The organism is Vagococcus sp. WN80Y (assembly GCF_059621045.1).
The window spans coordinates 38,900-58,374 of sequence record NZ_JCAQHY010000148.1 but is presented as its reverse complement, the minus strand read 5'-3'; the positions used below and the strand labels follow the sequence as shown (position 1 = coordinate 58,374).

Sequence of the window (19,475 nt, the reverse complement as noted above, 5' to 3'; positions counted from 1 at the left end):
ACCTCATGACGTATAATTGTGAGGAATTATTTGTTGAAACGGATTCCTTGTTTGAGGAATCCGAATTAACTAAACTATTAGAGCTGTTACAACCAAACGATCAGGTCGTCGTGATGACCCTGAAAGTATTTGGGAAAGGGCTGCGTGGCTTGAAGTCCCTTATGACCTTATTCCAAGAAAAGAATATTCGGTTGATCAGCAGTGACGATCAGGTGGATACGTCTAAGACACCGGCCTTTTATCAGCTGTTCGATCTGTTTTTAGAAACGGATACTGCGTGTCGGAGTGAACGAATGAAAGAAAACATCGACCTTGCCCGCCAAGGAGGACGACTGATTGGCCGTCCGACGATTGATGACCAAATTATTGATCGAATTAGTTTTTTATACCATGATCAAAAATGGTCCATGCGACAAATTGCCAGTGAATGTGGGGTATCATTAGGAAGTGTGTATAAGTATACCCAACAAGAAGAGCGGACCAAAAGCCAAACAGAACTAAACGTAAATGGCTAAGAAAGAGGCGTGTGATGGCGATATATGGATATGTCAGACAACGGGCTCCTTTACCCCTTAATGATCAATTAAAAATCGTCTCAGATTATGACTGTGAGGCGATTTTTATTGAGCCTTTTAAAAGAAAGGGGCCGTCCGACGAATTTAAGCGAATGGCCGATCAGCTTGTGTCAGGAGATACGGTTGTGATCGCTAGTGTACATGTACTTGGGGAAGACTTTAAGACAATTAAAAGGCGGTTGGCACATCTTCAAAAGAAACAAGTTGTGGTGATGAGTTGGAGTAATCAATTATGTTTTAATTATTATTAGATGTGTTAGCACTATAATCTATTCGAGCGTTATCAGCAGATGTTTCTTTTCGGGACATGTCTCTGATAATGCTCTTTTTTTCTGTTACTAGATAGTACGCGTAGGACGTGTAGACAAAATCCTTGGTGAATTTAATAAGCAGTTTTACAGAAGCTTAGTTAACTGATTAAGAGTGTCTAAAACTCATACAATATCTCGCTTATCACTAATTGTGTAGGCCAAAATTAGAGATATAGATGATGCTTTTTTTTGCCTAAATGACCAATATTTAAAAATTTTCTTTCGCTATATGATGGGTATAGATAATAAAAGTAAAGGAGATTAGAAGATGAATGTATTAGAAATCAACAAGCTTACCAAAAAAATTGGCGATAAGGAAATAATAAAGAACGTAGATATGACAGTTAAAGAAGGAGAGATTTACGCATTTTTGGGAGCGAATGGAGCTGGAAAAACAACGTTAATGAAATTAATTTTTAGAATTTTAAGACCAACAAGTGGTTCAATAAAAGTTTTAGATTCAGAAATAAATGATCGCTGTAATCCAGTTTTTAGTCAGATTGGAAGTATTATAGAAACGCCAGTTTTTTATGAAAATTTGTCAGCGCAGAAGAATTTAGAATTGCATTGCAGATATATGGGAGAACAGCATTTTCTGAATATAAATGAAGTGCTCGAAATGGTTGATTTGACTGGAAATAAAATAGAAGGAAAGATCGTTAGAGATTTTTCTTTAGGAATGAAACAACGATTAGCAATTGCGAGGGCCATTATTTCTAAACCAAAATTATTGATTTTAGATGAACCTATCAATGGTTTAGATCCGGTTGGAATATTAGAGGTAAGAAAGCTTTTAAGACGAGTGAATGAGGAATACCGGAGTAGTATTTTAATTTCTAGTCATATTATTAGTGAGATCGATAAAATTGCAAATCGGGTAGGGATTATTGATGATGGAATGATGCTGGTAGAAAAGAATATAAAGGAGATTCATGAAAATAGTGAAACAATTGAATCTTATTTTATGACTATTTTACAAGAAAGAGGGAATCAATATGCTTAGATATATGGGAATAGAAATGGAAAAGTATCAGCTAAAAAAACAGTGGAAATTCATACTTTTGGCGAATGTAATGATGTTTCCAATTATCATGATGATTTCTTTTGAAACAACGACTGGCGTAGTAGAAACACAAACGGCCATCGACATTTTTTCGAAAACAGTTTTTGTAGTTTGGGAAGCAGCCTTGATAGCTATTATGATTATTGGTGAATTTAGTAATAAAACAATTCTTTTAATGTATACCTACCCAATTGATAGAAGAAAAGCCATTTTATCAAAATTATTTTTAATCTTGTTGATTGTTACTAGCGGGTTATTCTTCTCTCAACTACTTCAGAATATCCTATTTTTTATTGCTCATCAATTATTACCAAGTATTCAATATGAATTTGTATTAGAAAATACAGCTACTTTTGTTATATCATCTATCATGATTATTTTATTAGGATTAATCCCGCTGGCTGTAGGATTGATCAATTACTCAGTCATTGGGACAATTGTTACTTCAGTCGCGATTATATGTGCAGGTGCCTCTTCTGGGTTAACCAATGATCGCTTATTTAGCCAACTAGCAGTTACACTAGTATTCGGTGCAATCGGTATCACTGTGGCTGTGTTGTCATTAAGAAATCTATTTAATCGTGATATTCACGTATAAATTTGAATGGAGGAACGGGTAATGGAAGAGTTTGATAAAGAGTTAGAACGTACAATCAATCAGACAATTGAGACCGAAATGCAACAGCAAACTCAAAGTGAAAAAATTGTTAATAGTAGTATAGCAACGGTAATTGCCATTGTAATGATAATCGTTGGAGTGATTCTTTTGAAGAGGTTAAACAAAGAGAATAAATATGGTCAAATCGCTGCTTGGACGCTTGTTGGAATAGGTTTTTCAGGTATTGTTATAAATGGTATACAGCTATTTTTGAAGATGGTCAACTGAAATGTTAATTTTCAAGTGAATCAGACTACCTATTTAGTGCTAAAAAGTAGTCTGATTTTAAATAAAGTTAAGGGATAATTGGAATGATCCCGAGTCTCATTGCTTCAACAACAGCTGTTGTAGTAGACTCTACCTCTAGTTTTTTGATGATTGCAGATAGATGATGTCGAACAGTTCGAATACTGATACCTAGGAATTTTGCGATGTCTTTTTGTCTGTAGCCTTTTGCTAAGTATTGAAGTAATTCTACTTCTTTTGGGGTGAGTGAATGCGCATTTTTTTCAACTGCTTCTAAAAGAGTTTTGCCATTGATTACATCTTGAATTGCTGAAATCAATACTGAAGGCTCAATATTTTTATTGAAGAAACCGTAAGCCCCAATTGAGGCAGCTTGCTTTCTAAATTCTTTTAAATCATAACCAGATAAGAAAATTATTTTTATTTTTTGGTAGTTGGAAATAAGTTGTTTTCCAATATCAATCCCATTCTCATTCCCTAAATGGATGTCTAATAATAAGGGATCAAATTTTTCAATTGTTAAGTCAACTAAGTTTTCAGCACTTTCACAGATATCAAGCGTAACCTCCATGGACTCTTCTAATAATAATTTAAGACTATAGGCAAATAAAGAATGGTCGTCTATTAGTAAGATTTTTTTCATTGTACTATTTCCTCCTTAGTTAGTTGATAATGGCAAAATGATTTTGACTGAAAGCCCCAACTCGGTATTGTTAAAGCTAATTTTCCCTTCTAACTGTTCAACTTTTTCTTTAATGGAGAGAATGCCAAAATGTTTTTGATTGACATCTAACTTGTTGAGTTTAGTTTTAGCTATTCCGATCCCATTATCATTTGCTTCCAAGATTATTTCCTTTTGAGTTTGTTGTAAGTATATATCTATACAATCACCCTCAGAATGCTTGCTAGCATTTGTTATTAACTCAGAAATCATTCGATATAAAGTCAATTTTAGAGTATCTGGGAAAAAAAGCTGAGTTTGATAGAGAAAATTTATGTTGAAATCAGGGTATTCAGCATTTATGTTGTTTTTGAGTATCTCCAAATTCTCGTTTAAAGGTAATGTATTGATATTAGTAGGGTAAATTTCAAAAATTTTACTTCTTAAATGATTGATTAATTCATTTAGTGTTTCTGAAGCCAGTGTTTTAAAGTGATCATTTGATTTGATTAGTGAAATAAAATTATTCAATGCTAATAAAGATTGTAGCAGATCGTCATGTAAATAAGTTGAGTAATTTTTATTAATTTCTTCAATATGTTGATCAATGTTTTGTGCGATATATACTGGATATTTGATTTTAGGGAGTTCGATATTTTTTCTAGAAAGGGATTGTAATGAAAAATAAGCTACAAGAAGTTCAGCTATGTGATAAATAAAGCTAGTGAAGTCATCATTCTTATCCTGCTCTGATACTGTTAAAAATTGTGAAGTCTCCACGCACAGTACACCAAGCAATGTATTTTCTTTGTATGGTTGAACTACATGATAATCAATCTGATTTACACTTACTAAGTTTGTTCTATTTAGAAAGACATCTTTTTCTAGTTTGTGTAAGTCAACAGCTTTTCCAGCTAATTGTGTAAGAGAATTCTCTTCTGTGACCCATAAAAAGAAGTAATTGTCTATATGGTATGTATTTAGTAGATAGGAAGAGAGCATTTCACTAATCGTTATTAAAAAGTTTGAATCATCAAACTGAAAGAGTAACTCATTTTTATTATTTGCTAAATGAGTGCTACTGTTGCTGTGTTTAATATTTTTTTATAAAACGAATCAATGATACTATAAATTAGAACAAGTCCCACAATAACTAGCATACATATTAAGAAAATTTGAATGATCGAGAGATTGAAAGCATAATATAAAACAGAACCAAACGATAAGAGATATATTGAACTGACGATAAATATTATTGTGTATAGTTTAAAATTAGGCTTCAATAGTAAGCGATATTGTTTGATTAATAGAAATGAGATGATGAATGGGAAAATAATGAATGAAAGTAAGTAATTTGTGATTAAAGAAGTATTGAAATTTTTCAGAAAAATAAAGTGATAAAGAAAACTTATTGCTATAGGCGCAATAGAAGCTAAAAAAGAAAGGATGAGTATTCTATTATATTTTTTTTGCTTGGCAGTTTGAATTTTTGCATGTTTCAAATAGAAAATACCACAAAAAAGGAAAGAACTTAAGTAACTACTAAATCCAATGAAGGGGTTTATATTTTTAAAGGTTAATGATATAGCGGTAAAAATTGAGATCAAAATTAATGCCCATCTAAAGTTGAGAAATAGGTTATTTTTATTTGGAAAAGTGAAGCTACCAAAAAATTCAAAAATTAAAATTGGATAAATCAGAAAGATTATTGTCCAAGTAATTCCAGCAATAGAGTAATGTAAGCTTCCTAACAGGATTAGATAACTCAAACAAATAACCAAGGTAACAAACTGATTAATGATTTTTTGTTCTTTTGTCCGCAATAATGTGTATAAGCTAATAGAAACTAGAAAAATACTGATAATGTTGTTTCTATAAAATGAAGGACTATGATAAAAAAAATTAGCTATAGCAAGTAATAATAGATAAAAAAAGAACGTGAAGTAATTGACGACCATTAAAATACGTTTTTCCATGTGAACCTCCTAGTAATATCTTACCTCAGTTAATTATATTGTATCTGAATACTAGTAGAAATAAAATACGTCATTTAGGAAGTCTTAGCAGTATTAGTAATAGTTTGCCTAAATGACTGATACAATCCCCCCTTAATTTAAGGTAAGCTAGGAGTAGAGGGAGAGAACGACCATATTTTTTTCAGTTGTTTTAGAAGAAATCAATACTAATATAAGGAGGTAAGATAATGATTAATCAATTTATTTTAGGATCAGGTAAAACAGATGAGATAATTAACGAAGCAATCCGAAGTCAAACTAGGGAAGAGGCTGTGAGAAATGCTCTAATTAGTTCAGGCGCTGGAGTAGCTTGTTTAATCGTAGGAGTGATTATTTTGTGGACAATAAGGAAGAAAAAGTCTAAAAGATTCTCCTATCTAGCTTGGGGATTAATTGCCGTTGGTGGCATTGTAGTAGCAACTAATTTGCTAAAGTTTTTTTGAAATATTATTTAAGGAAATTTAAATAATACGATATAAAAACAAAAACAGTTGATGAACAGATATTTCCAAATGAAACGGAAATGATTTTCCAATTTATTCTTAATAGGGCAGTGTCAGGTAGAGAATATGGTGAAAATTCCTAAATATTAAAAATAGTATTTCAATACTTGCTAAATGTTCGCCCACGAAAGCCATATTTCTATACACTGAAACTTAGGCTGTTTGGCTTCAAAATTATTGATATCTTTAATTTTCTAATTTACCTAAAACTTTTGATATGACTGATATTTTAATCTATCTCAAGCAGAATTTGGTATTGTAAAGTTCGGTCGATTAATAACAAAAGAGAAGCTAGGAATGCCTATAAAAGCATTCTTGGCTTTTTTTGTTTGGGAGTGGAAGTTGAACCAATACTAGTACAAATGGAGAGGGTGGCTTTTTATATATTTATCTTTTGTATTTCTTGGGCTTGGAATTATGAAATTAGTTCAGAAGGCTTCGTAGAATTTTATAGAAGTTAAAGCGCTTCCGTTCTTTTGAAAGAATCTGCTCTTCTATCCTTTTATAAAACAGATTAGAATGAGAATACACTCGAGGTGATAAAAATGTTTTTGACACAACGCTCAACCAGTATCCTAACTGAACTGATTCATCATGATGTAGGGGAATCAATTGATATTGAACGATTAGCAAAACGTTTTAATGTTAGTGAACGAAGCATACGAAATGATTTGGAGGTGATTGATGATCTATTAAAAATTAATAACTTACCTGTATTAAATCGACACATAAGAGTAGAGGTTTCAATTGAAAAAAATGAAGAGTCTAAAAAACAGCAGATACAATTACTGACCTCTTTAAGAATGGCAACATCTTATCCTTCGCCGCGAGAAAGAAGAGAGATGATTTTTATTGATATTCTTTTTCGTAGAAGAACAATTGATATTCAATATTTCATTAAACGTTTAGATGTTAGTAGAAGTACTATTATTTCTGATATCAGGGAGTTAAAAAAAGGATTGCGATCCATCGAAATTGAACTCTGTTACACCCCTAGTGACGGTTATTTTTTAGAGGGGGATGAAAGTAAAATTCGAAAAGAAGCTCATAATTTATTAAGTAATCAACAAGCAATAAATGACTACATTGAAGAAAGTATTCAGAAAAAGTACTGGACGGATTTTTCATTGGAAGATTTTCAGTTTATCGAACGTTTTGTGGGTAAGATGGAGGAGCTTTTGAAAAAGACTTATTCAGGAGAGGCTTATTTTCATTTAGTAAGTAGTATTATTATGTCGATTAGTCGCATACAACAGAAATATATGATTTCTGATAATGAACAATCGGAAAAAAATGAAAGTCCAGAATACATCTTGTTAGCAGAGCAAATAAAAGAGTTAGAGGATCGATTTAAAATAACTATCACGAGTAAAGAAAAATGGTTTTTGATTACGTTGTTTTTGGGCGGTAGCTTAATTAAATCTGAGAACTTTCTAAATGATGATTGGTTGACAATCCATTTATTGACAGATCAATTTATTAGTAAGATGAGCAATAGATTAAAAGTTAGTTTACGTCAAGATCCCGATTTATTTAGTGCGCTAGTACTGCATTTAGGTCCGGCCATAAATCGTTTGAAAAATGAAGTGTTTCTAAAGAATGAAATCATTCAATACATTAAAAATACGTATGGTAGATTATTTACAATTGTAGATGAAATATTAAATAGTTTGGTTGACGAAAAAGAAATTGTGTTTTCTTCAGATGAAATAGGATTCATTACCCTTCATGTTGCTTCTGCAATAGAGAAATTGTCCGTAGCGAGTAGCTATCCTAATGTCATCATTATTTGTAACTATGGGATTGGTACATCAAATTTACTTGAAACACGCATAAAAAAATATCTTTCGTTTAATGTCCAAGGTAGTTATACAATCAGAGAACTTAGTGAAGACCTTATAAATGAGAAGGGGATCGATTTAATTATCTCGACAATTCCAATTAATCGAATTGATTATCCACCTATTGTGGAAGTTTCCCCTTTATTAAGCAAAGAGGAGATAAAGAAGTTAAGGGCGTTTGAAGTAAAGAATACGGTTGCTAATTCTAATGTCATCAAAAATGAAAAAGATTATACGAGAGAGAGGATACCGATGTTAAGCGATCTATTAGTAGAAGATACTGTGCAGGCAAATGTAGAAGTGGATAACTGGGAGGAAGCCGTGCGTTATGGTGGCCAGTTATTAAAAAATAAAGGAATTGTTGAACAAGAATATATTGAAGCCATGGTAAACACCGTGAAGGAATTAGGCACATATATTGTAATCGCGCCTAATATTGCAATGCCTCATGCTAGCTCAAAAGACGGGGTCAATGAAATAGGGTTCAGTTTAATAACGCTAAGAGATCCTGTGATATTTGGGCACCCAGAGAATGATCCTGTAAAAATTGTTATTTGTTTAGCAGCAATCGATCATAACTCACATCTCAGAGCGTTAAGAGATCTGATGCAATTTTTAAATGATAAAAATTTTGTGGAAGAATTGAAACGTATGAATTCTTCTGAGGATATTGTTAAGTATATTAAAGGGGATAAACGTAAGAGTTAGTTAGCACAGTAAAACTTTTATTAATGAAGGGAGAAAGAAAATGAAGTTTATGGCGATATGTGGTACTGGGCTAGGATCAAGTTTTATGTTGGAAATGAATTTGAGAGAGGTGTTGAAAGAATTAGGGGTAGAGGGTGTAGAAGTGACTCATTCGAGTATGAGTGATGCGACTCAGGATTCAGCAGATGTGTTTTGTGTGGCAGCCGATTTGGAAGATTCAGCTAAACATTTAAAAAATGTTGTGATTCTAAAAAATATTTTTGATAAAGAAGATATGAAGGTGAAAATGAGAAAAGTTTGCATTGAAAAGAATTTACTAACGGAGGATTAGAAAATGAATACATTAGTTAAATTAATTATCGATATTTTGAGTGAACCTGCCGTGATAGTCGGGTTGATTGCTGTATTGGGACTTATTCTACAAAAGAAACATTTCACCGAAGTAATCTCAGGAGGGATAAAAACCTTTGCTGGTTTCCTTGTCATTGTTGCCGGTTCTGGAATCGTCTCTGGCGCACTAGGGCCTTTTCGAGATATGTTTAATGCAGCATTCCAATTACCAGGAGTAGTAGCAAAAAATGAAGCAATTATTTCACTGGCATTAAAGGACTATGGAAGTGCCACAGCCTTTATTATGTTATTTGGTATGATTTTTAATATGCTAATTGCACGTTTAACACGGTTTAAATATATTTATTTAACAGGTCACGCAACTTTTTATCAATCCGCTATGATGGCTGTCATTCTTTCTGTATTTGGGTTTAATAGCGTTTCCATGATTTTGCTTGGTGGGTTAATCATTGGGATGGCTAACTGTATTTATCCTGCTTTGCTACAGCCCTTTATGAGAAATATTACCAAGACCAATGATATTGCTTTAGGACACACAGGCAGTGTTGGTTATGCACTCAGCGCGCTTTTTGGGAAAATTGTTGGAAAGAATAGTAAATCCACTGAAGATATCAATTTTCCCAAGAGCTTAGCATTTTTGAGAGATTCTACCGTCAGTATGACAATTGTGATGAGTATTATTTATATCATTTTAACCTTTTTTGCAGGATTTGATTACGTTACGCAAGAATTGAGTAACGGAACAAATCCGATTGTCTATAGTATTCAACAGTCAGGAACTTTTGCTGCTGGAATCTTTATTGTTTTAGCAGGTGTACGCTTAGTTTTAGCTGAGATTGTGCCAGCCTTTAAAGGAATTTCTGAAAAATTGGTACCAAATGCAAAACCAGCCTTGGATTGTCCAGTTGTTTTTCCATTTGCTAAAAATGCCGTAATGATTGGATTTTTGTTTGGTTTCATTGGTAATATCATTGCCTTCTTTATCCAACTAATGTTGGGAACAACTGTAATTGTGCCAGGTCCTCGTTTTTTTAGTAGTGCGACAGCAGGTGTTTTTGGTAACTCAACAGGGGGAATAAAAGGGGCAATTTTCGGCTCATTATTGAATGGGATCTTAATGCCATTCTTTTCTATCATGTTAATGCCTTTACTAGGACAATTAGGATTTGCTGAATCAACATTCTCTGATACAGATTATGCCGTAACAGGTATTTTATTTGGTGGGTTAGGAAAATTAGGTGGTCGCATGGCTCTAATTGCAGGGGTGGTTATAGTGTTGATTGCTATGTTTGCCATTACGTATTTCATGAAAGATCATGATCAGAAATTGGAACAACAAGCACAATGATAAAAAATAATAAAAATTAGGTGGGAAAATTTATGAAAATAATATCAACTGGTAAGTTTAAGCGTCTTCAACAACTATCAAATTCAAGTGGCACATTTTCTGCTCTTGCCATAGATCAGAGAGGTTCTTTGGAGGAATTGGTGCAAGCAGCAATGCCAGAAGGGGAATATACAAGCGATCACTCTAAGGAATTTAAACAACTTGTCGCCAAAGAGTTGACACCATATATTAGTGCTATTTTATTGGATAAAAAATTAGGAATTCCAGCTATTTCAGAAAAAAGTAATAATTGTGGGTTAATTGTCTCTTATGAAAAAGCCGGTTCAGAGGTTTTTGTAACACCAGGTAAAATTCCAGAAATTATTCTTGATGAGTCCTGCTATAGAATGCTTCATTTTGGTGCAGATGCACTAAAGGTATTGGTTTATTATAATCCAGATGATGACTTGGATGTTCTTGATAAAAAGCATGCTTTTTTAGAGCGATTAGGTAATGAAGCTCAGGCCGCTCAAATTCCAATTTTTGTTGAGCCGTTAGTATATGATAATAGAGTGACAGATCAAGACAGTGAAGAGTTTGCCAAACTAAAGGCCCAAAAAGTAAAAGCAACTGTTAAAGAGTTTTCAAAAGCTAAATATCAAATTGATGTTTTAAAGATTGAATTACCTTTTAATTATAAATATGTCGAGGGATTTGCGGAAAGACTTAATAATGAGGTGCTATTTACATTGTCAGAAGTAAACAAAGAAGTAGTTCAAGTAGGTGAATTAGCATCCTGCCCTATTATTTATCTATCAGCAGGAGTTCCGACAGACGTTTTTCATCAGGAGATAGAGTTGTTGAATAATTCTGGTGCAACCTATAGCGGCGTGCTATGTGGCAGAGCCACATGGAAAGATGGCATTTCTGTTTATGGAAACAAAGGTGCAGAAGGATTAACCGAGTGGCTGAGAACCACGGGGAGACAAAATGTTCAAGAGCTAAATCAGCTTTTAGCTGCTGGTGCAACACCTTGGTATACTGTTTATGGTGGTTTGGACACCATTCAAACGGTTGACCTACCATTATAAACTGACATATCCCGTTAATAAGGCATGAGAGAGGAGGATGTCATTGGTGACTGAAAAGTTAGAAAATTACATTGCAAATATGAAGACGGAAATACTAAGCTACATTGATCAGATTGACGAGAAGGAATTGATTAAAGCAAGTCAGTTGATAATGGAAAGTAAAAAGGCATTTGGACGAGTGCATATAACCGGAGTTGGTAAGACGAGTTATGTTGCAGGCTATATTGCAGCATTGAATTCATCTATAAATACTCCTACTTACTATTTAGACACGACAGAGGCGGTTCATGGTTCAATAGGACAGATTGGCAAAGGCGATGTTGTTATCGCGATTTCTAATAGTGGACAAACAATGGAGTTACAAAATACAATTTTAGCGTTGAAAAAAATTGATATTAAAGTAATCGGTGTAAGTGGAGGAACTAACTCTTGGCTAAAGGATAATGTAGATGTTTTTCTATATGCAGGTGTAGCTCACGAAGGAGATGATTTAGATAAGCCGCCACGAGCATCTGTTCTAGTGGAAATCATTATTCTACAGTGTTTGTCTATTCTTCTACAAGACGAGAATCGATTGGATTTGAAAACCTACTATATCAATCATCCTGGAGGAGCACTAGGTGAAGAAGTCTACGCACAAATTCAAGAGTAAAGTTTTTGAGGTTATTTATTTTACTGTTTACAGCCTACAGTTAAACAAGATTGAAGGCATTTGGAAATGACTAAGAGATTGTTGCGTGGATTAATACTATCTCAGGACAAGTAATCGATCGTAATGTTCTGAAGCTCCAAATAATTTAGACCTTTTTCGGAGTGGAGAAATCTACTCCACCTTTTTTCAGATATATTTGAACTCACCCTGCATCATAAAAAATGGTAGGGGAATGTTACTGAAATCTTAAATGATACCTTTTACTAGATACTTAATAATAAAGCTAGGATGATTTTTCAATGTCCTAGCTTTATTTCTTGTTAATCTCGTAAAGAATCGCAATATGTTCTTTCTAATTTTACCAAAATAATAGCTATTAATTATTAAACAACATATAAGCCAAAATTCACGGAATTTAGTTTTCAAATTTCAATGAATTTTGGCTTATTTTCACGTATTTAAATAATAGGGGGGTTGGCTTAAATCAATTAACTTGAATCACTTTTAATCCAAGCTTTTTGATTTCTTTCAGTAATTCAGGTGAACAATATTTATCAGTGATTAAATAATCAAAAACGGAGATATCGGCAATTTTAAACTTAGAGGTTCTCCCCATTTTTCGATGATCAACAACTAAAATTTTATGCTTAACGGTGTGTTTAATCATTAATTCATTTATTTTTGCTTCGTTCAGAATTTTTGTCGTAATCCCGTTCTCGATACTCACACCACTACAACCGATAATACAAATATCAGAATTCATTGATGAAATCGTATTTGCTGCAATGTCACCAACGAGCACTTCTTTTGGAAATCGTAGTTCGCCTCCAGTGACTATATAATTATAATTAGCGTTATGTGGTGTGTTGGCAATTTTTAGATTATTTGTGACAATAGTCAGGTGTTCAGCTTTAAAATGATTTACCGCACTTAATGCTGTTGAACTTGAATTTATAAAAACGGTATCATAATCACTGACATATGTGCTAGCGATGCGAGCAATTGCTTGTTTGATTAAATCGGGACCGGACTGATCAAAGTCTCGTTGATTATTGTAGTTAAAAATACAGTATCCATATTTGCGAATAATATCATTTTTTTCTTCTAAGATATTCAAGTCGCGGCGGATGGTGCTAATAGAGACCTCCAATTTATCGGAGAGCTCTTGGGTTGTCAGTTGTTGATGTTTTTCGAGGTGTTCCAATATTTTTTGATGGCGGGCCTCGATGTTAGCAAGTGAATTTTTCATGGGAAGGACTCCTTATGATAAAGTTTTATGCTTGATTAGCTTTTATATGATTTATTATACATGATAAAATATGTAAACGTGTGTAAAAGTCATATAAAATTCAAACAATCATATAAAAGGGTTTTCAACCAGCTTTATTGACGTTATTATTTGGTTGTAATGATAAAAAATCACAAAGGAGTAATTGATTATGGCGAATACAGTCAATGAAGTCTCAAAAGAAAGTTGGATACTATCCACATTCCCAGAATGGGGGACGTATTTGAATGAAGAGATTGAACAAACAGTAGTAGAAGAAGGTACCGTCTCTATGTGGTGGTTAGGCTGTACAGGTATTTGGCTTAAGTCATACGAAAATACCAATATTTTATGTGACTTATGGTGTGGAACAGGCAAGAGAAGTCATGGTGATGGATTAATGAAAAAAGGTCATCAAATGATGCGCATGAGTGGGGTTAAGAAAATGCAGCCCAATTTGCGGACACAGCCATTTGTGATTGATCCATTTGAAGTCAGAAATGTTGATGCGTTAGTTGTCACGCATATTCATTCTGATCACTTAGATATTAATACTGCTGCAGCGGTTCACCAAAATTGTCCAGAAGCGAAATTTATTGGGCCTAAAGAAGTGGTGAAAACATGGGTGAGTTGGGGAATTCCTGAAGAAAAAACGATTATTGTTGCTCCTGGTGAAGAAGTAAATATCAAAGACATTAATATTGTAGCTTTGGAAGCGTTCGATAGAACCGCATTAGTTACTTGTGAGGATCCTGAAATGGAACTTAGAGGGAAAGTGCCTCAAGATATGGACTTAATCGCAGTTAATTACTTGTTTGAAACATCAGGTGGTTCGATTTATCATGCGGGAGATTCCCATTATTCGAATATGTTTGCCAAACATGGAAATGAATACAAAATTGATGTCTGTTTAGGTGCTTACGGCGAAAATCCACGTGGAATCACAGATAAAGTAACGTCTGTTGATATGTTAAGAATGGCAGAGTCATTGAACGCCAAAGTAGTGATTCCTGTTCATTATGATATCTGGGCTAACTTTATGGCAGATCCGAAAGAAATTACAGAAATCTGGAAATTTAAGAAGGATCGTTTGCAGTATCAATTTAAACCATACATTTGGCAAGTAGGCGGAAAATTTACTTATCCAACAAATAAAGATGATCTGGAATTTAATTTTAACCGTGGATTTGACGATGCATTCACAGGAGAAAACGATATGCCATTTCCATCATTTCTATAAAATTATAATTTACAGGGAGGTAGAGATAGGATGTTACAGTATTTTTTAGAAAATGATCTAGTCTATTATTCTGAAAAAGAGATCATAGACTGGAAAGAAGCAATACAAGAAAGCTGTACACAATTATTGCAGAAAGAAATTATCGACCAATCGTATGTTGATGAGATCATTCATTGTGTGAATGAACATGGACCGTATATTGTCATTGTTCCGGGGGTGGCTATGCCCCACTCTTCCGAGCACAGTCAGGGGGTACATGGAACAGCGATTTCGTTTACAAAAATGAAGCAGCCAATCATTTTTGAAAGTGACCCGGAAGATAGGAAGTCAGCTAGCTTGTTCTTCACTTTAGCAGCAAAAAATCCAGAAGAGCATATGCAAAATATTCAGAAATTATCGGAATTATTAATGACGGATGGCGTAATTGATGACCTACTTCAGACACATTCAATAGAAGAATTTGAGATAGTTGGAAAAGAATATAATACTTAGGAGGAGACAAAATGGGTGAATTTTTGCTTAGTATTTGGACATATTTTGCAACAAATATTTTAACGCAGCCTGCTTATTTAATTGGATTTATTGTGTTACTGGGCTATGTATTATTACGGCGTCCACTGTATGAGTGTTTAGCAGGATTCTTAAAAGCCACCGTAGGCTACTTTATTTTATCAGTTGGTTCAGGAGGCCTAGTTAATAATTTCCGCCCCATTTTGGTGGGGTTGAAAGAACGCTTCAATCTAAACGCAATGGTAACCGACCCATACTTTGGTCAAAATGCTGTAGATGCTGGGCTGAAGGTAACATTTGGCCGGACGTTTGGGGATGTAATGATCTTATTACTAATCGCCTTCATTATGAATATTTTATTGGTTCGTTTTCAAAAATATACGAAACTTCGTGCTGTGTTTACAACGGGGAATGTTCAAATTCAACAAGCTGCTACTGCTTTCTGGATTTTGTTATTCTGTTTCCCAAATTTAGGAAGAATTGAAGTGCTTATCTTCATGGGATTAATTTTAGGTTGTTATTGGGCAGTCGCAAGTAATCTGACAGTCGGTATCACGCAGGAATTAACGGAGGGTGCTGGATTTGCAGTGGCCCATCAACAGATGTTTGGAATCTTCATTTTTGCTAAGTTAGCCGAATTTATGAAGAAACGTGATAAGAAAAATCATAAGTCAGAAAAAGCAGATAAAAAATTAGAGGATATGGAATTACCAGGTTTCTTATCTATCTTTAATGAAAATATGGTTGCAACATCGATCTTAATGTTATTTTTCTTTGGGATCATTCTATTGGTATTAGGACAAGATTATTTAATTCAAGCAGATTTTATGCAAGAAGGTCAAAGTTTTCTTTTTTACATTATGACGACTTCTCTTAACTTTGCGGTGTACCTAGCTATCTTGCAATTAGGTGTGCGAACATTCGTTGATGAGTTGACACAATCCTTCCAAGGAATTTCCAACACAATTCTTCCAGGTGCTGTGCCAGGAATCGATGTGGCCGCAACATTTGGTTTTGGTTCACCTAATGCTGTGACGGTTGGTTTTTTATTTGGGGCATTAGGTCAGTTCTTGATGATTGCTTTGCTAATCATTTTTAAATCTCCAACAATTGTGATTGCAGGCTTCATCCCACTTTTCTTTGACAATGCTGTCATTGCAGTATTTGCGAATAACCGAGGTGGTTTCAAAGCTGCGTGTATCTTCCCGTTCTTATCAGGAATTATTCAAGTTGGCGGTTCAGCGCTATTTGCGACATGGATTGGACTGTCTCAATATGGTGGGTATTTAGGGATGTTCGACTGGGCAACGGCTTGGCCACTATTTACCGTCATTATGAAAATTTTGGGCTATGCAGGTGTGGCAATTGTCGTGATTGGCTTACTAATTATCCCTCAATTACAATATCGTAAAAATCCGGAAGGTTACTTTCTGATTGTTGATGATTATGAAGAGTACGCTGAAAAGTTTTTATAAGTAAAAAAGCGAAGGTAAAATCAAGTAGAAAACCTTATTGATTAACTAAAAATAGAGAGTATCGGAGGAAATACAAATGAGAATTTTAGTATCTTGTGCAAATGGTTCTGGAACAAGCTTAATGATGATGAGAAGTGTAGAGAAAGCAATGAAAGAATTGGGTGTTAAAATCACAAAAATTCATCACTGTGCAATTTCTGAAGGGAAAAGCTCAGCTAGCCAGTATGAAGTCGTCTTTACGCCAGTGAACTTTTTATCGATGTTTGCTCAAGCAGAGAAAAAAGGCGTTACGGTCATTGGCATTCGTAATGTAATGTCAGCTAAAGAAATTGAAGAAAAGTTTGCTGAGTCAGAACTTTACAAAAAGATGAAATAAAGTCACTGAATTTGTGTTTTATAAAAAATAGACGTAGAAGGAAGGAAAAATGATGGGAATCCCTCAATTACAAATTGCATTGGATCATAATGACTTAGAACATGCTTTATCAGATGTGGTAAAGGTGGGGCATATTGTCGATATTATAGAGGTTGGGACCATTCTTTGCTTGCAGGAAGGGCAAAAAGCGATTAGTTGTCTTCGCAGTTTGTTTCCAGACAAGCTTGTGGTGGCGGATACTAAGTGTGCAGATGCTGGAGGAACGGTGGCTAAAAATGTCGCAGATGCTGGAGCTGATTTTATGACGGTTATCTGTTGTGCTACGATTCCAACCATGCAAGCAGCCCAAAAGGAAGTGAAGGAACTACAAGTTGAACTTTATGGCGATTGGACTTTTGAACAAGCACAACAATGGCTAGATATCGGGATTAAGCAGGCGATTTATCACCAAAGTAGAGATGCTTTGTTATCTGGTGAAACTTGGAGTGAAAAAGATTTAACCAGAGTCAAAAAGTTGATTGATATGGGCTTTAATGTGTCAGTCACAGGGGGATTGGATGTAGGCATGCTCTCATTATTTGAAGGAATTGATGTGTATACATTTATTACGGGAAGAGGAATTTCAGGAGCTGAACGGCCAGAAAATGCGGCTCAAGAGTTTAAAGATGAAATTCAGCGGATATGGGGTGATTAAATGGCCCAAATAGGTATTTATGAAAAAGCCTTGCCAAAAAATATCTCATGGAAAGAACGCTTTAGCTTAGTGAAGGAATTAGGGTTTGATTTTATTGAATTATCGATTGATGAGACGGATGAGAGAATTAGTCGATTGGATTGGACGAAGGAAGAAATTCGCCAGGTTCGAGAGCTCATGTTTGAGGCCGATACGCGTATTCAATCGATTTGTTTAAGTGCACATCGACGTTTTCCTTTTGGTTCAGTAAACGCTGAAACACGCGAAAGGGCAGATGAAATCATGAGAAAGGCGATTATTTTAGCTCACCAATTAGGGGTTAAGATTATTCAAATTGCAGGCTATGACGTCTACTATGAAGAAAAATCTGTTGCGACTCGAGAAGGGTTTATTGAGGGAGTAAAAAAAGGGGTGAAGTTGGCCTCAACTTACGGCATTATTCTCTCAATAGAAATTATGGATGATCCTTTTATGAATTCAATTCAAAAATTTTTTCAAATAAAACAACAGATTCATTCCCCTTATCTACAAGTCTACCCTGATCTGGGGAATCTTTCAGCGTGGCCTGAGAATAATTCAGCAAATGAACTTGAGTTAGGAATTGATTGTATCACTTCGGTTCATTTGAAAGATACCTATCCTGTGACTAAGGAATTTGCTGGTCAATTTCGAGAGGTTCCTTTTGGAGAGGGCTGTGTTGATTTTTTAGGCATGCTAAAAACGTTGAAACGTTTAGAGTATGATGGAACATTCTTGATTGAAATGTGGAGTGAAGAAATTCCTCAGTTTAAACAAAAGATTCAGCAAGCGAAAGAATATTTATATCCTAAACTATTGGAGGCGGGCTACCATGTCAAATGAGCAAATAATCGCTGAAATGAAAGCACGTGTCTTTGAAGCAAATTTGGTGTTACCTAAGCTGGGGTTAGTCAAATTGACTTGGGGAAATGTTAGCGAAATCAATCGTGAGTTAGGCATCATTGTAATAAAGCCAAGTGGAGTTGATTATGAAGAGATGACTAAAGAGCAAATGGTTGTGACTGATTTGGATGGAAAGGTTTTGGAAAAAGAGAGTTTGCATCCTTCCTCAGATTTAGCGACACATATTGTTTTATACAAAAAGATGCTAAGCATTGGGTCAATTGTCCATACACATTCTACTCACGCGGTAATGTGGGCACAGGCTGGTCGAGAGTTGCCTGCTTATGGCACGACTCACGCAGATACCTTTTATGGACAGGTTCCTTGTACCCGTCAGCTAACAAAAGAAGAAATTGAGGAAGCATATGAAGTGCATACAGGAAATGTTATCGTGGAATGCTTTATAGAGAATGAAATAGATCCTGAGGCTGTTCCAGCAGTCTTAGTCTATGGTCACGGCCCTTTTAGTTGGGGTGAATCACCGGAAAAAGCAGTGCAGAACAGTTTGGTACTTGACGAAGTTTGTAAAATGGCGAGCGAGACAGAGAAGTTGACTCCAGAGATTTCCCCAATCCCCCAATTTTTATTAGATAAACATTATTTCCGTAAGCATGGCGAAACGGCATACTATGGTCAAACATAAGGCGTTCCTTTAGGTTTTAAGAAAAACCAGTGTATTGCCTTGGACTGTGATAGAAGCTTACCTGTGGGACGGGTCGAGATGGTTTTATAGATGTAACAACCAAATTGATTTAACGGAGGCTAAGATGCGAGTCACCTACCGGATGTAGGGGAGGTTGACGAATTTTTTGAAGAAGGGTTTATCTGTTTGCGTAATTGGATACTGAAAAACACTGACGAGGAATCTGTACCGCCCTCCAAACGTTAGACTAAAAATCTAACGTTTGGAGGGCGGTATTTTTATGGCTAAATATAGCTTTGAGGTTAAAATGAAAGTCGTTTAAAATTACTTAAAGGGAAAAGGCGGGG

Annotated in this window: 22 protein-coding genes; 18 read left to right on the top strand and 4 right to left on the bottom strand. The window is 34.9% G+C overall.

Annotated features, from left to right (window positions below; all coding sequences use genetic code 11):
• The 5 genes from AC5KOD_RS10625 to AC5KOD_RS10605 all read left to right on the top strand — a co-directional run.
• A partial coding sequence (locus AC5KOD_RS10625; RefSeq protein WP_496914533.1) for a recombinase family protein occupies positions 1 to 515 on the top strand: 515 nt, incomplete at its 5' end.
• A gap of 14 nt (positions 516 to 529) precedes the next feature.
• Positions 530 to 826, top strand: a complete 297-nt coding sequence (locus AC5KOD_RS10620; protein ID WP_496914532.1) for a recombinase family protein — start codon at positions 530 to 532, stop codon at positions 824 to 826.
• Positions 827 to 1,154: 328 nt separating this feature from the next.
• Complete coding sequence (locus AC5KOD_RS10615) at positions 1,155 to 1,889, top strand: ABC transporter ATP-binding protein (protein WP_496914531.1); 735 nt, start codon at positions 1,155 to 1,157, stop codon at positions 1,887 to 1,889.
• Positions 1,882 to 2,547: a hypothetical protein gene (locus tag AC5KOD_RS10610; protein ID WP_496914530.1), complete on the top strand. Its 666-nt coding sequence runs from the start codon at positions 1,882 to 1,884 to the stop codon at positions 2,545 to 2,547. The genes AC5KOD_RS10615 and AC5KOD_RS10610 overlap by 8 nt, the downstream gene beginning before the upstream one ends.
• A 21-nt stretch (positions 2,548 to 2,568) precedes the next feature.
• Positions 2,569 to 2,835 carry a hypothetical protein gene (locus tag AC5KOD_RS10605; RefSeq protein ID WP_496914529.1) on the top strand — a complete coding sequence of 89 codons (267 nt, stop codon included), beginning with the start codon at positions 2,569 to 2,571 and terminating at the stop codon, positions 2,833 to 2,835.
• A 67-nt stretch (positions 2,836 to 2,902) separates the two neighbouring features.
• Here the strand turns inward: AC5KOD_RS10605 and AC5KOD_RS10600 are convergent, their stop codons facing one another.
• The 3 genes from AC5KOD_RS10600 to AC5KOD_RS10590 all read right to left on the bottom strand — a co-directional run bounded on the left by AC5KOD_RS10600 (position 2,903) and on the right by AC5KOD_RS10590 (position 5,490).
• The gene (locus AC5KOD_RS10600) at positions 2,903 to 3,496 is read right to left on the bottom strand and encodes a response regulator (RefSeq protein WP_496914528.1); all 594 of its coding nucleotides are present in this window, start codon (positions 3,494 to 3,496) and stop codon (positions 2,903 to 2,905) included.
• Between the two features lie 15 nt (positions 3,497 to 3,511).
• Positions 3,512 to 4,294, bottom strand: coding sequence for a sensor histidine kinase (locus AC5KOD_RS10595; RefSeq protein WP_496914527.1), 783 nt, complete (start codon positions 4,292 to 4,294; stop codon positions 3,512 to 3,514).
• A 287-nt stretch (positions 4,295 to 4,581) separates the two neighbouring features.
• The gene (locus tag AC5KOD_RS10590) at positions 4,582 to 5,490 is read right to left on the bottom strand and encodes a hypothetical protein (protein ID WP_496914526.1); all 909 of its coding nucleotides are present in this window, start codon (positions 5,488 to 5,490) and stop codon (positions 4,582 to 4,584) included.
• A gap of 227 nt (positions 5,491 to 5,717) precedes the next feature.
• Between AC5KOD_RS10590 and AC5KOD_RS10585 the strand changes: the two genes are divergently transcribed.
• From AC5KOD_RS10585 to AC5KOD_RS10560, 6 genes are all read left to right on the top strand, one after another.
• On the top strand, positions 5,718 to 5,972 hold the full coding sequence (locus AC5KOD_RS10585; protein WP_496914525.1) for a hypothetical protein: 255 nt from the start codon (positions 5,718 to 5,720) through the stop codon (positions 5,970 to 5,972).
• 605 nt (positions 5,973 to 6,577) lie between these two features.
• Complete coding sequence (locus AC5KOD_RS10580; protein ID WP_496914524.1) at positions 6,578 to 8,581, top strand: BglG family transcription antiterminator; 2,004 nt, start codon at positions 6,578 to 6,580, stop codon at positions 8,579 to 8,581.
• 40 nt (positions 8,582 to 8,621) lie between these two features.
• Positions 8,622 to 8,912 carry a PTS sugar transporter subunit IIB gene (locus tag AC5KOD_RS10575; protein WP_496914523.1) on the top strand — a complete coding sequence of 97 codons (291 nt, stop codon included), beginning with the start codon at positions 8,622 to 8,624 and terminating at the stop codon, positions 8,910 to 8,912.
• Positions 8,913 to 8,915: 3 nt separating this feature from the next.
• On the top strand, positions 8,916 to 10,280 hold the full coding sequence (ulaA, locus tag AC5KOD_RS10570) for a PTS ascorbate transporter subunit IIC (protein ID WP_496914522.1): 1,365 nt from the start codon (positions 8,916 to 8,918) through the stop codon (positions 10,278 to 10,280).
• A 32-nt stretch (positions 10,281 to 10,312) separates the two neighbouring features.
• The gene (locus AC5KOD_RS10565; RefSeq protein ID WP_496914521.1) at positions 10,313 to 11,350 is read left to right on the top strand and encodes a tagatose 1,6-diphosphate aldolase; all 1,038 of its coding nucleotides are present in this window, start codon (positions 10,313 to 10,315) and stop codon (positions 11,348 to 11,350) included.
• Positions 11,351 to 11,387: 37 nt separating this feature from the next.
• On the top strand, positions 11,388 to 12,002 hold the full coding sequence (locus AC5KOD_RS10560) for an SIS domain-containing protein (RefSeq protein WP_496914520.1): 615 nt from the start codon (positions 11,388 to 11,390) through the stop codon (positions 12,000 to 12,002).
• A gap of 484 nt (positions 12,003 to 12,486) precedes the next feature.
• Here the strand turns inward: AC5KOD_RS10560 and AC5KOD_RS10555 are convergent, their stop codons facing one another.
• Positions 12,487 to 13,251 (bottom strand): DeoR/GlpR family DNA-binding transcription regulator, encoded by a 765-nt coding sequence (locus AC5KOD_RS10555; RefSeq protein WP_496914519.1) that lies wholly within the window; start codon positions 13,249 to 13,251, stop codon positions 12,487 to 12,489.
• 190 nt (positions 13,252 to 13,441) lie between these two features.
• Here AC5KOD_RS10555 and ulaG point away from each other — a divergent pair, with 190 nt between their 5' ends.
• From ulaG to AC5KOD_RS10520, 7 genes are all read left to right on the top strand, one after another.
• Complete coding sequence (gene ulaG, locus AC5KOD_RS10550; RefSeq protein WP_496914518.1) at positions 13,442 to 14,509, top strand: L-ascorbate 6-phosphate lactonase; 1,068 nt, start codon at positions 13,442 to 13,444, stop codon at positions 14,507 to 14,509.
• Positions 14,510 to 14,539: 30 nt separating this feature from the next.
• Positions 14,540 to 15,001 (top strand): PTS sugar transporter subunit IIA, encoded by a 462-nt coding sequence (locus AC5KOD_RS10545; protein ID WP_496914517.1) that lies wholly within the window; start codon positions 14,540 to 14,542, stop codon positions 14,999 to 15,001.
• 11 nt (positions 15,002 to 15,012) lie between these two features.
• Positions 15,013 to 16,494 carry a PTS ascorbate transporter subunit IIC gene (gene ulaA, locus AC5KOD_RS10540; RefSeq protein WP_496914516.1) on the top strand — a complete coding sequence of 494 codons (1,482 nt, stop codon included), beginning with the start codon at positions 15,013 to 15,015 and terminating at the stop codon, positions 16,492 to 16,494.
• 76 nt (positions 16,495 to 16,570) lie between these two features.
• Complete coding sequence (locus AC5KOD_RS10535; protein ID WP_496914515.1) at positions 16,571 to 16,870, top strand: PTS sugar transporter subunit IIB; 300 nt, start codon at positions 16,571 to 16,573, stop codon at positions 16,868 to 16,870.
• Between the two features lie 52 nt (positions 16,871 to 16,922).
• A complete protein-coding gene (locus AC5KOD_RS10530) occupies positions 16,923 to 17,564 on the top strand; it encodes a 3-keto-L-gulonate-6-phosphate decarboxylase UlaD (RefSeq protein ID WP_496914535.1) in 642 nt (213 codons plus the stop codon).
• Positions 17,565 to 18,425, top strand: a complete 861-nt coding sequence (locus tag AC5KOD_RS10525) for an L-ribulose-5-phosphate 3-epimerase (RefSeq protein WP_496914514.1) — start codon at positions 17,565 to 17,567, stop codon at positions 18,423 to 18,425. It begins immediately after the preceding gene.
• Positions 18,415 to 19,128 carry an L-ribulose-5-phosphate 4-epimerase gene (locus AC5KOD_RS10520; RefSeq protein WP_496914513.1) on the top strand — a complete coding sequence of 238 codons (714 nt, stop codon included), beginning with the start codon at positions 18,415 to 18,417 and terminating at the stop codon, positions 19,126 to 19,128. Before AC5KOD_RS10525 ends, AC5KOD_RS10520 begins: the two co-directional genes overlap by 11 nt.
• Positions 19,129 to 19,475: the final 347 nt, after the last annotated feature.

What these genes read in the sequence shown, in the direction of transcription:
- ulaA (WP_496914516.1), top strand. Translation starts at nt 15,013, where the DNA reads ATGGGTGAATTTTTGCTTAGTATTTGGACATATTTTGCAACAAATATT.
- AC5KOD_RS10520 (WP_496914513.1), top strand. Translation starts at nt 18,415, where the DNA reads ATGTCAAATGAGCAAATAATCGCTGAAATGAAAGCACGTGTCTTTGAA.
- ulaA (WP_496914522.1), top strand. Translation starts at nt 8,916, where the DNA reads ATGAATACATTAGTTAAATTAATTATCGATATTTTGAGTGAACCTGCC.
- AC5KOD_RS10610 (WP_496914530.1), top strand. Translation starts at nt 1,882, where the DNA reads ATGCTTAGATATATGGGAATAGAAATGGAAAAGTATCAGCTAAAAAAA.
- ulaG (WP_496914518.1), top strand. Translation starts at nt 13,442, where the DNA reads ATGGCGAATACAGTCAATGAAGTCTCAAAAGAAAGTTGGATACTATCC.
- AC5KOD_RS10560 (WP_496914520.1), top strand. Translation starts at nt 11,388, where the DNA reads ATGTCATTGGTGACTGAAAAGTTAGAAAATTACATTGCAAATATGAAG.
- AC5KOD_RS10615 (WP_496914531.1), top strand. Translation starts at nt 1,155, where the DNA reads ATGAATGTATTAGAAATCAACAAGCTTACCAAAAAAATTGGCGATAAG.
- AC5KOD_RS10525 (WP_496914514.1), top strand. Translation starts at nt 17,565, where the DNA reads ATGGCCCAAATAGGTATTTATGAAAAAGCCTTGCCAAAAAATATCTCA.
- AC5KOD_RS10545 (WP_496914517.1), top strand. Translation starts at nt 14,540, where the DNA reads ATGTTACAGTATTTTTTAGAAAATGATCTAGTCTATTATTCTGAAAAA.
- AC5KOD_RS10620 (WP_496914532.1), top strand. Translation starts at nt 530, where the DNA reads ATGGCGATATATGGATATGTCAGACAACGGGCTCCTTTACCCCTTAAT.
- AC5KOD_RS10590 (WP_496914526.1), bottom strand. Translation starts at nt 5,490, where the DNA reads ATGGAAAAACGTATTTTAATGGTCGTCAATTACTTCACGTTCTTTTTT.
- AC5KOD_RS10605 (WP_496914529.1), top strand. Translation starts at nt 2,569, where the DNA reads ATGGAAGAGTTTGATAAAGAGTTAGAACGTACAATCAATCAGACAATT.
- AC5KOD_RS10565 (WP_496914521.1), top strand. Translation starts at nt 10,313, where the DNA reads ATGAAAATAATATCAACTGGTAAGTTTAAGCGTCTTCAACAACTATCA.
- AC5KOD_RS10580 (WP_496914524.1), top strand. Translation starts at nt 6,578, where the DNA reads ATGTTTTTGACACAACGCTCAACCAGTATCCTAACTGAACTGATTCAT.
- AC5KOD_RS10575 (WP_496914523.1), top strand. Translation starts at nt 8,622, where the DNA reads ATGAAGTTTATGGCGATATGTGGTACTGGGCTAGGATCAAGTTTTATG.
- AC5KOD_RS10530 (WP_496914535.1), top strand. Translation starts at nt 16,923, where the DNA reads ATGGGAATCCCTCAATTACAAATTGCATTGGATCATAATGACTTAGAA.
- AC5KOD_RS10555 (WP_496914519.1), bottom strand. Translation starts at nt 13,251, where the DNA reads ATGAAAAATTCACTTGCTAACATCGAGGCCCGCCATCAAAAAATATTG.
- AC5KOD_RS10600 (WP_496914528.1), bottom strand. Translation starts at nt 3,496, where the DNA reads ATGAAAAAAATCTTACTAATAGACGACCATTCTTTATTTGCCTATAGT.
- AC5KOD_RS10535 (WP_496914515.1), top strand. Translation starts at nt 16,571, where the DNA reads ATGAGAATTTTAGTATCTTGTGCAAATGGTTCTGGAACAAGCTTAATG.
- AC5KOD_RS10585 (WP_496914525.1), top strand. Translation starts at nt 5,718, where the DNA reads ATGATTAATCAATTTATTTTAGGATCAGGTAAAACAGATGAGATAATT.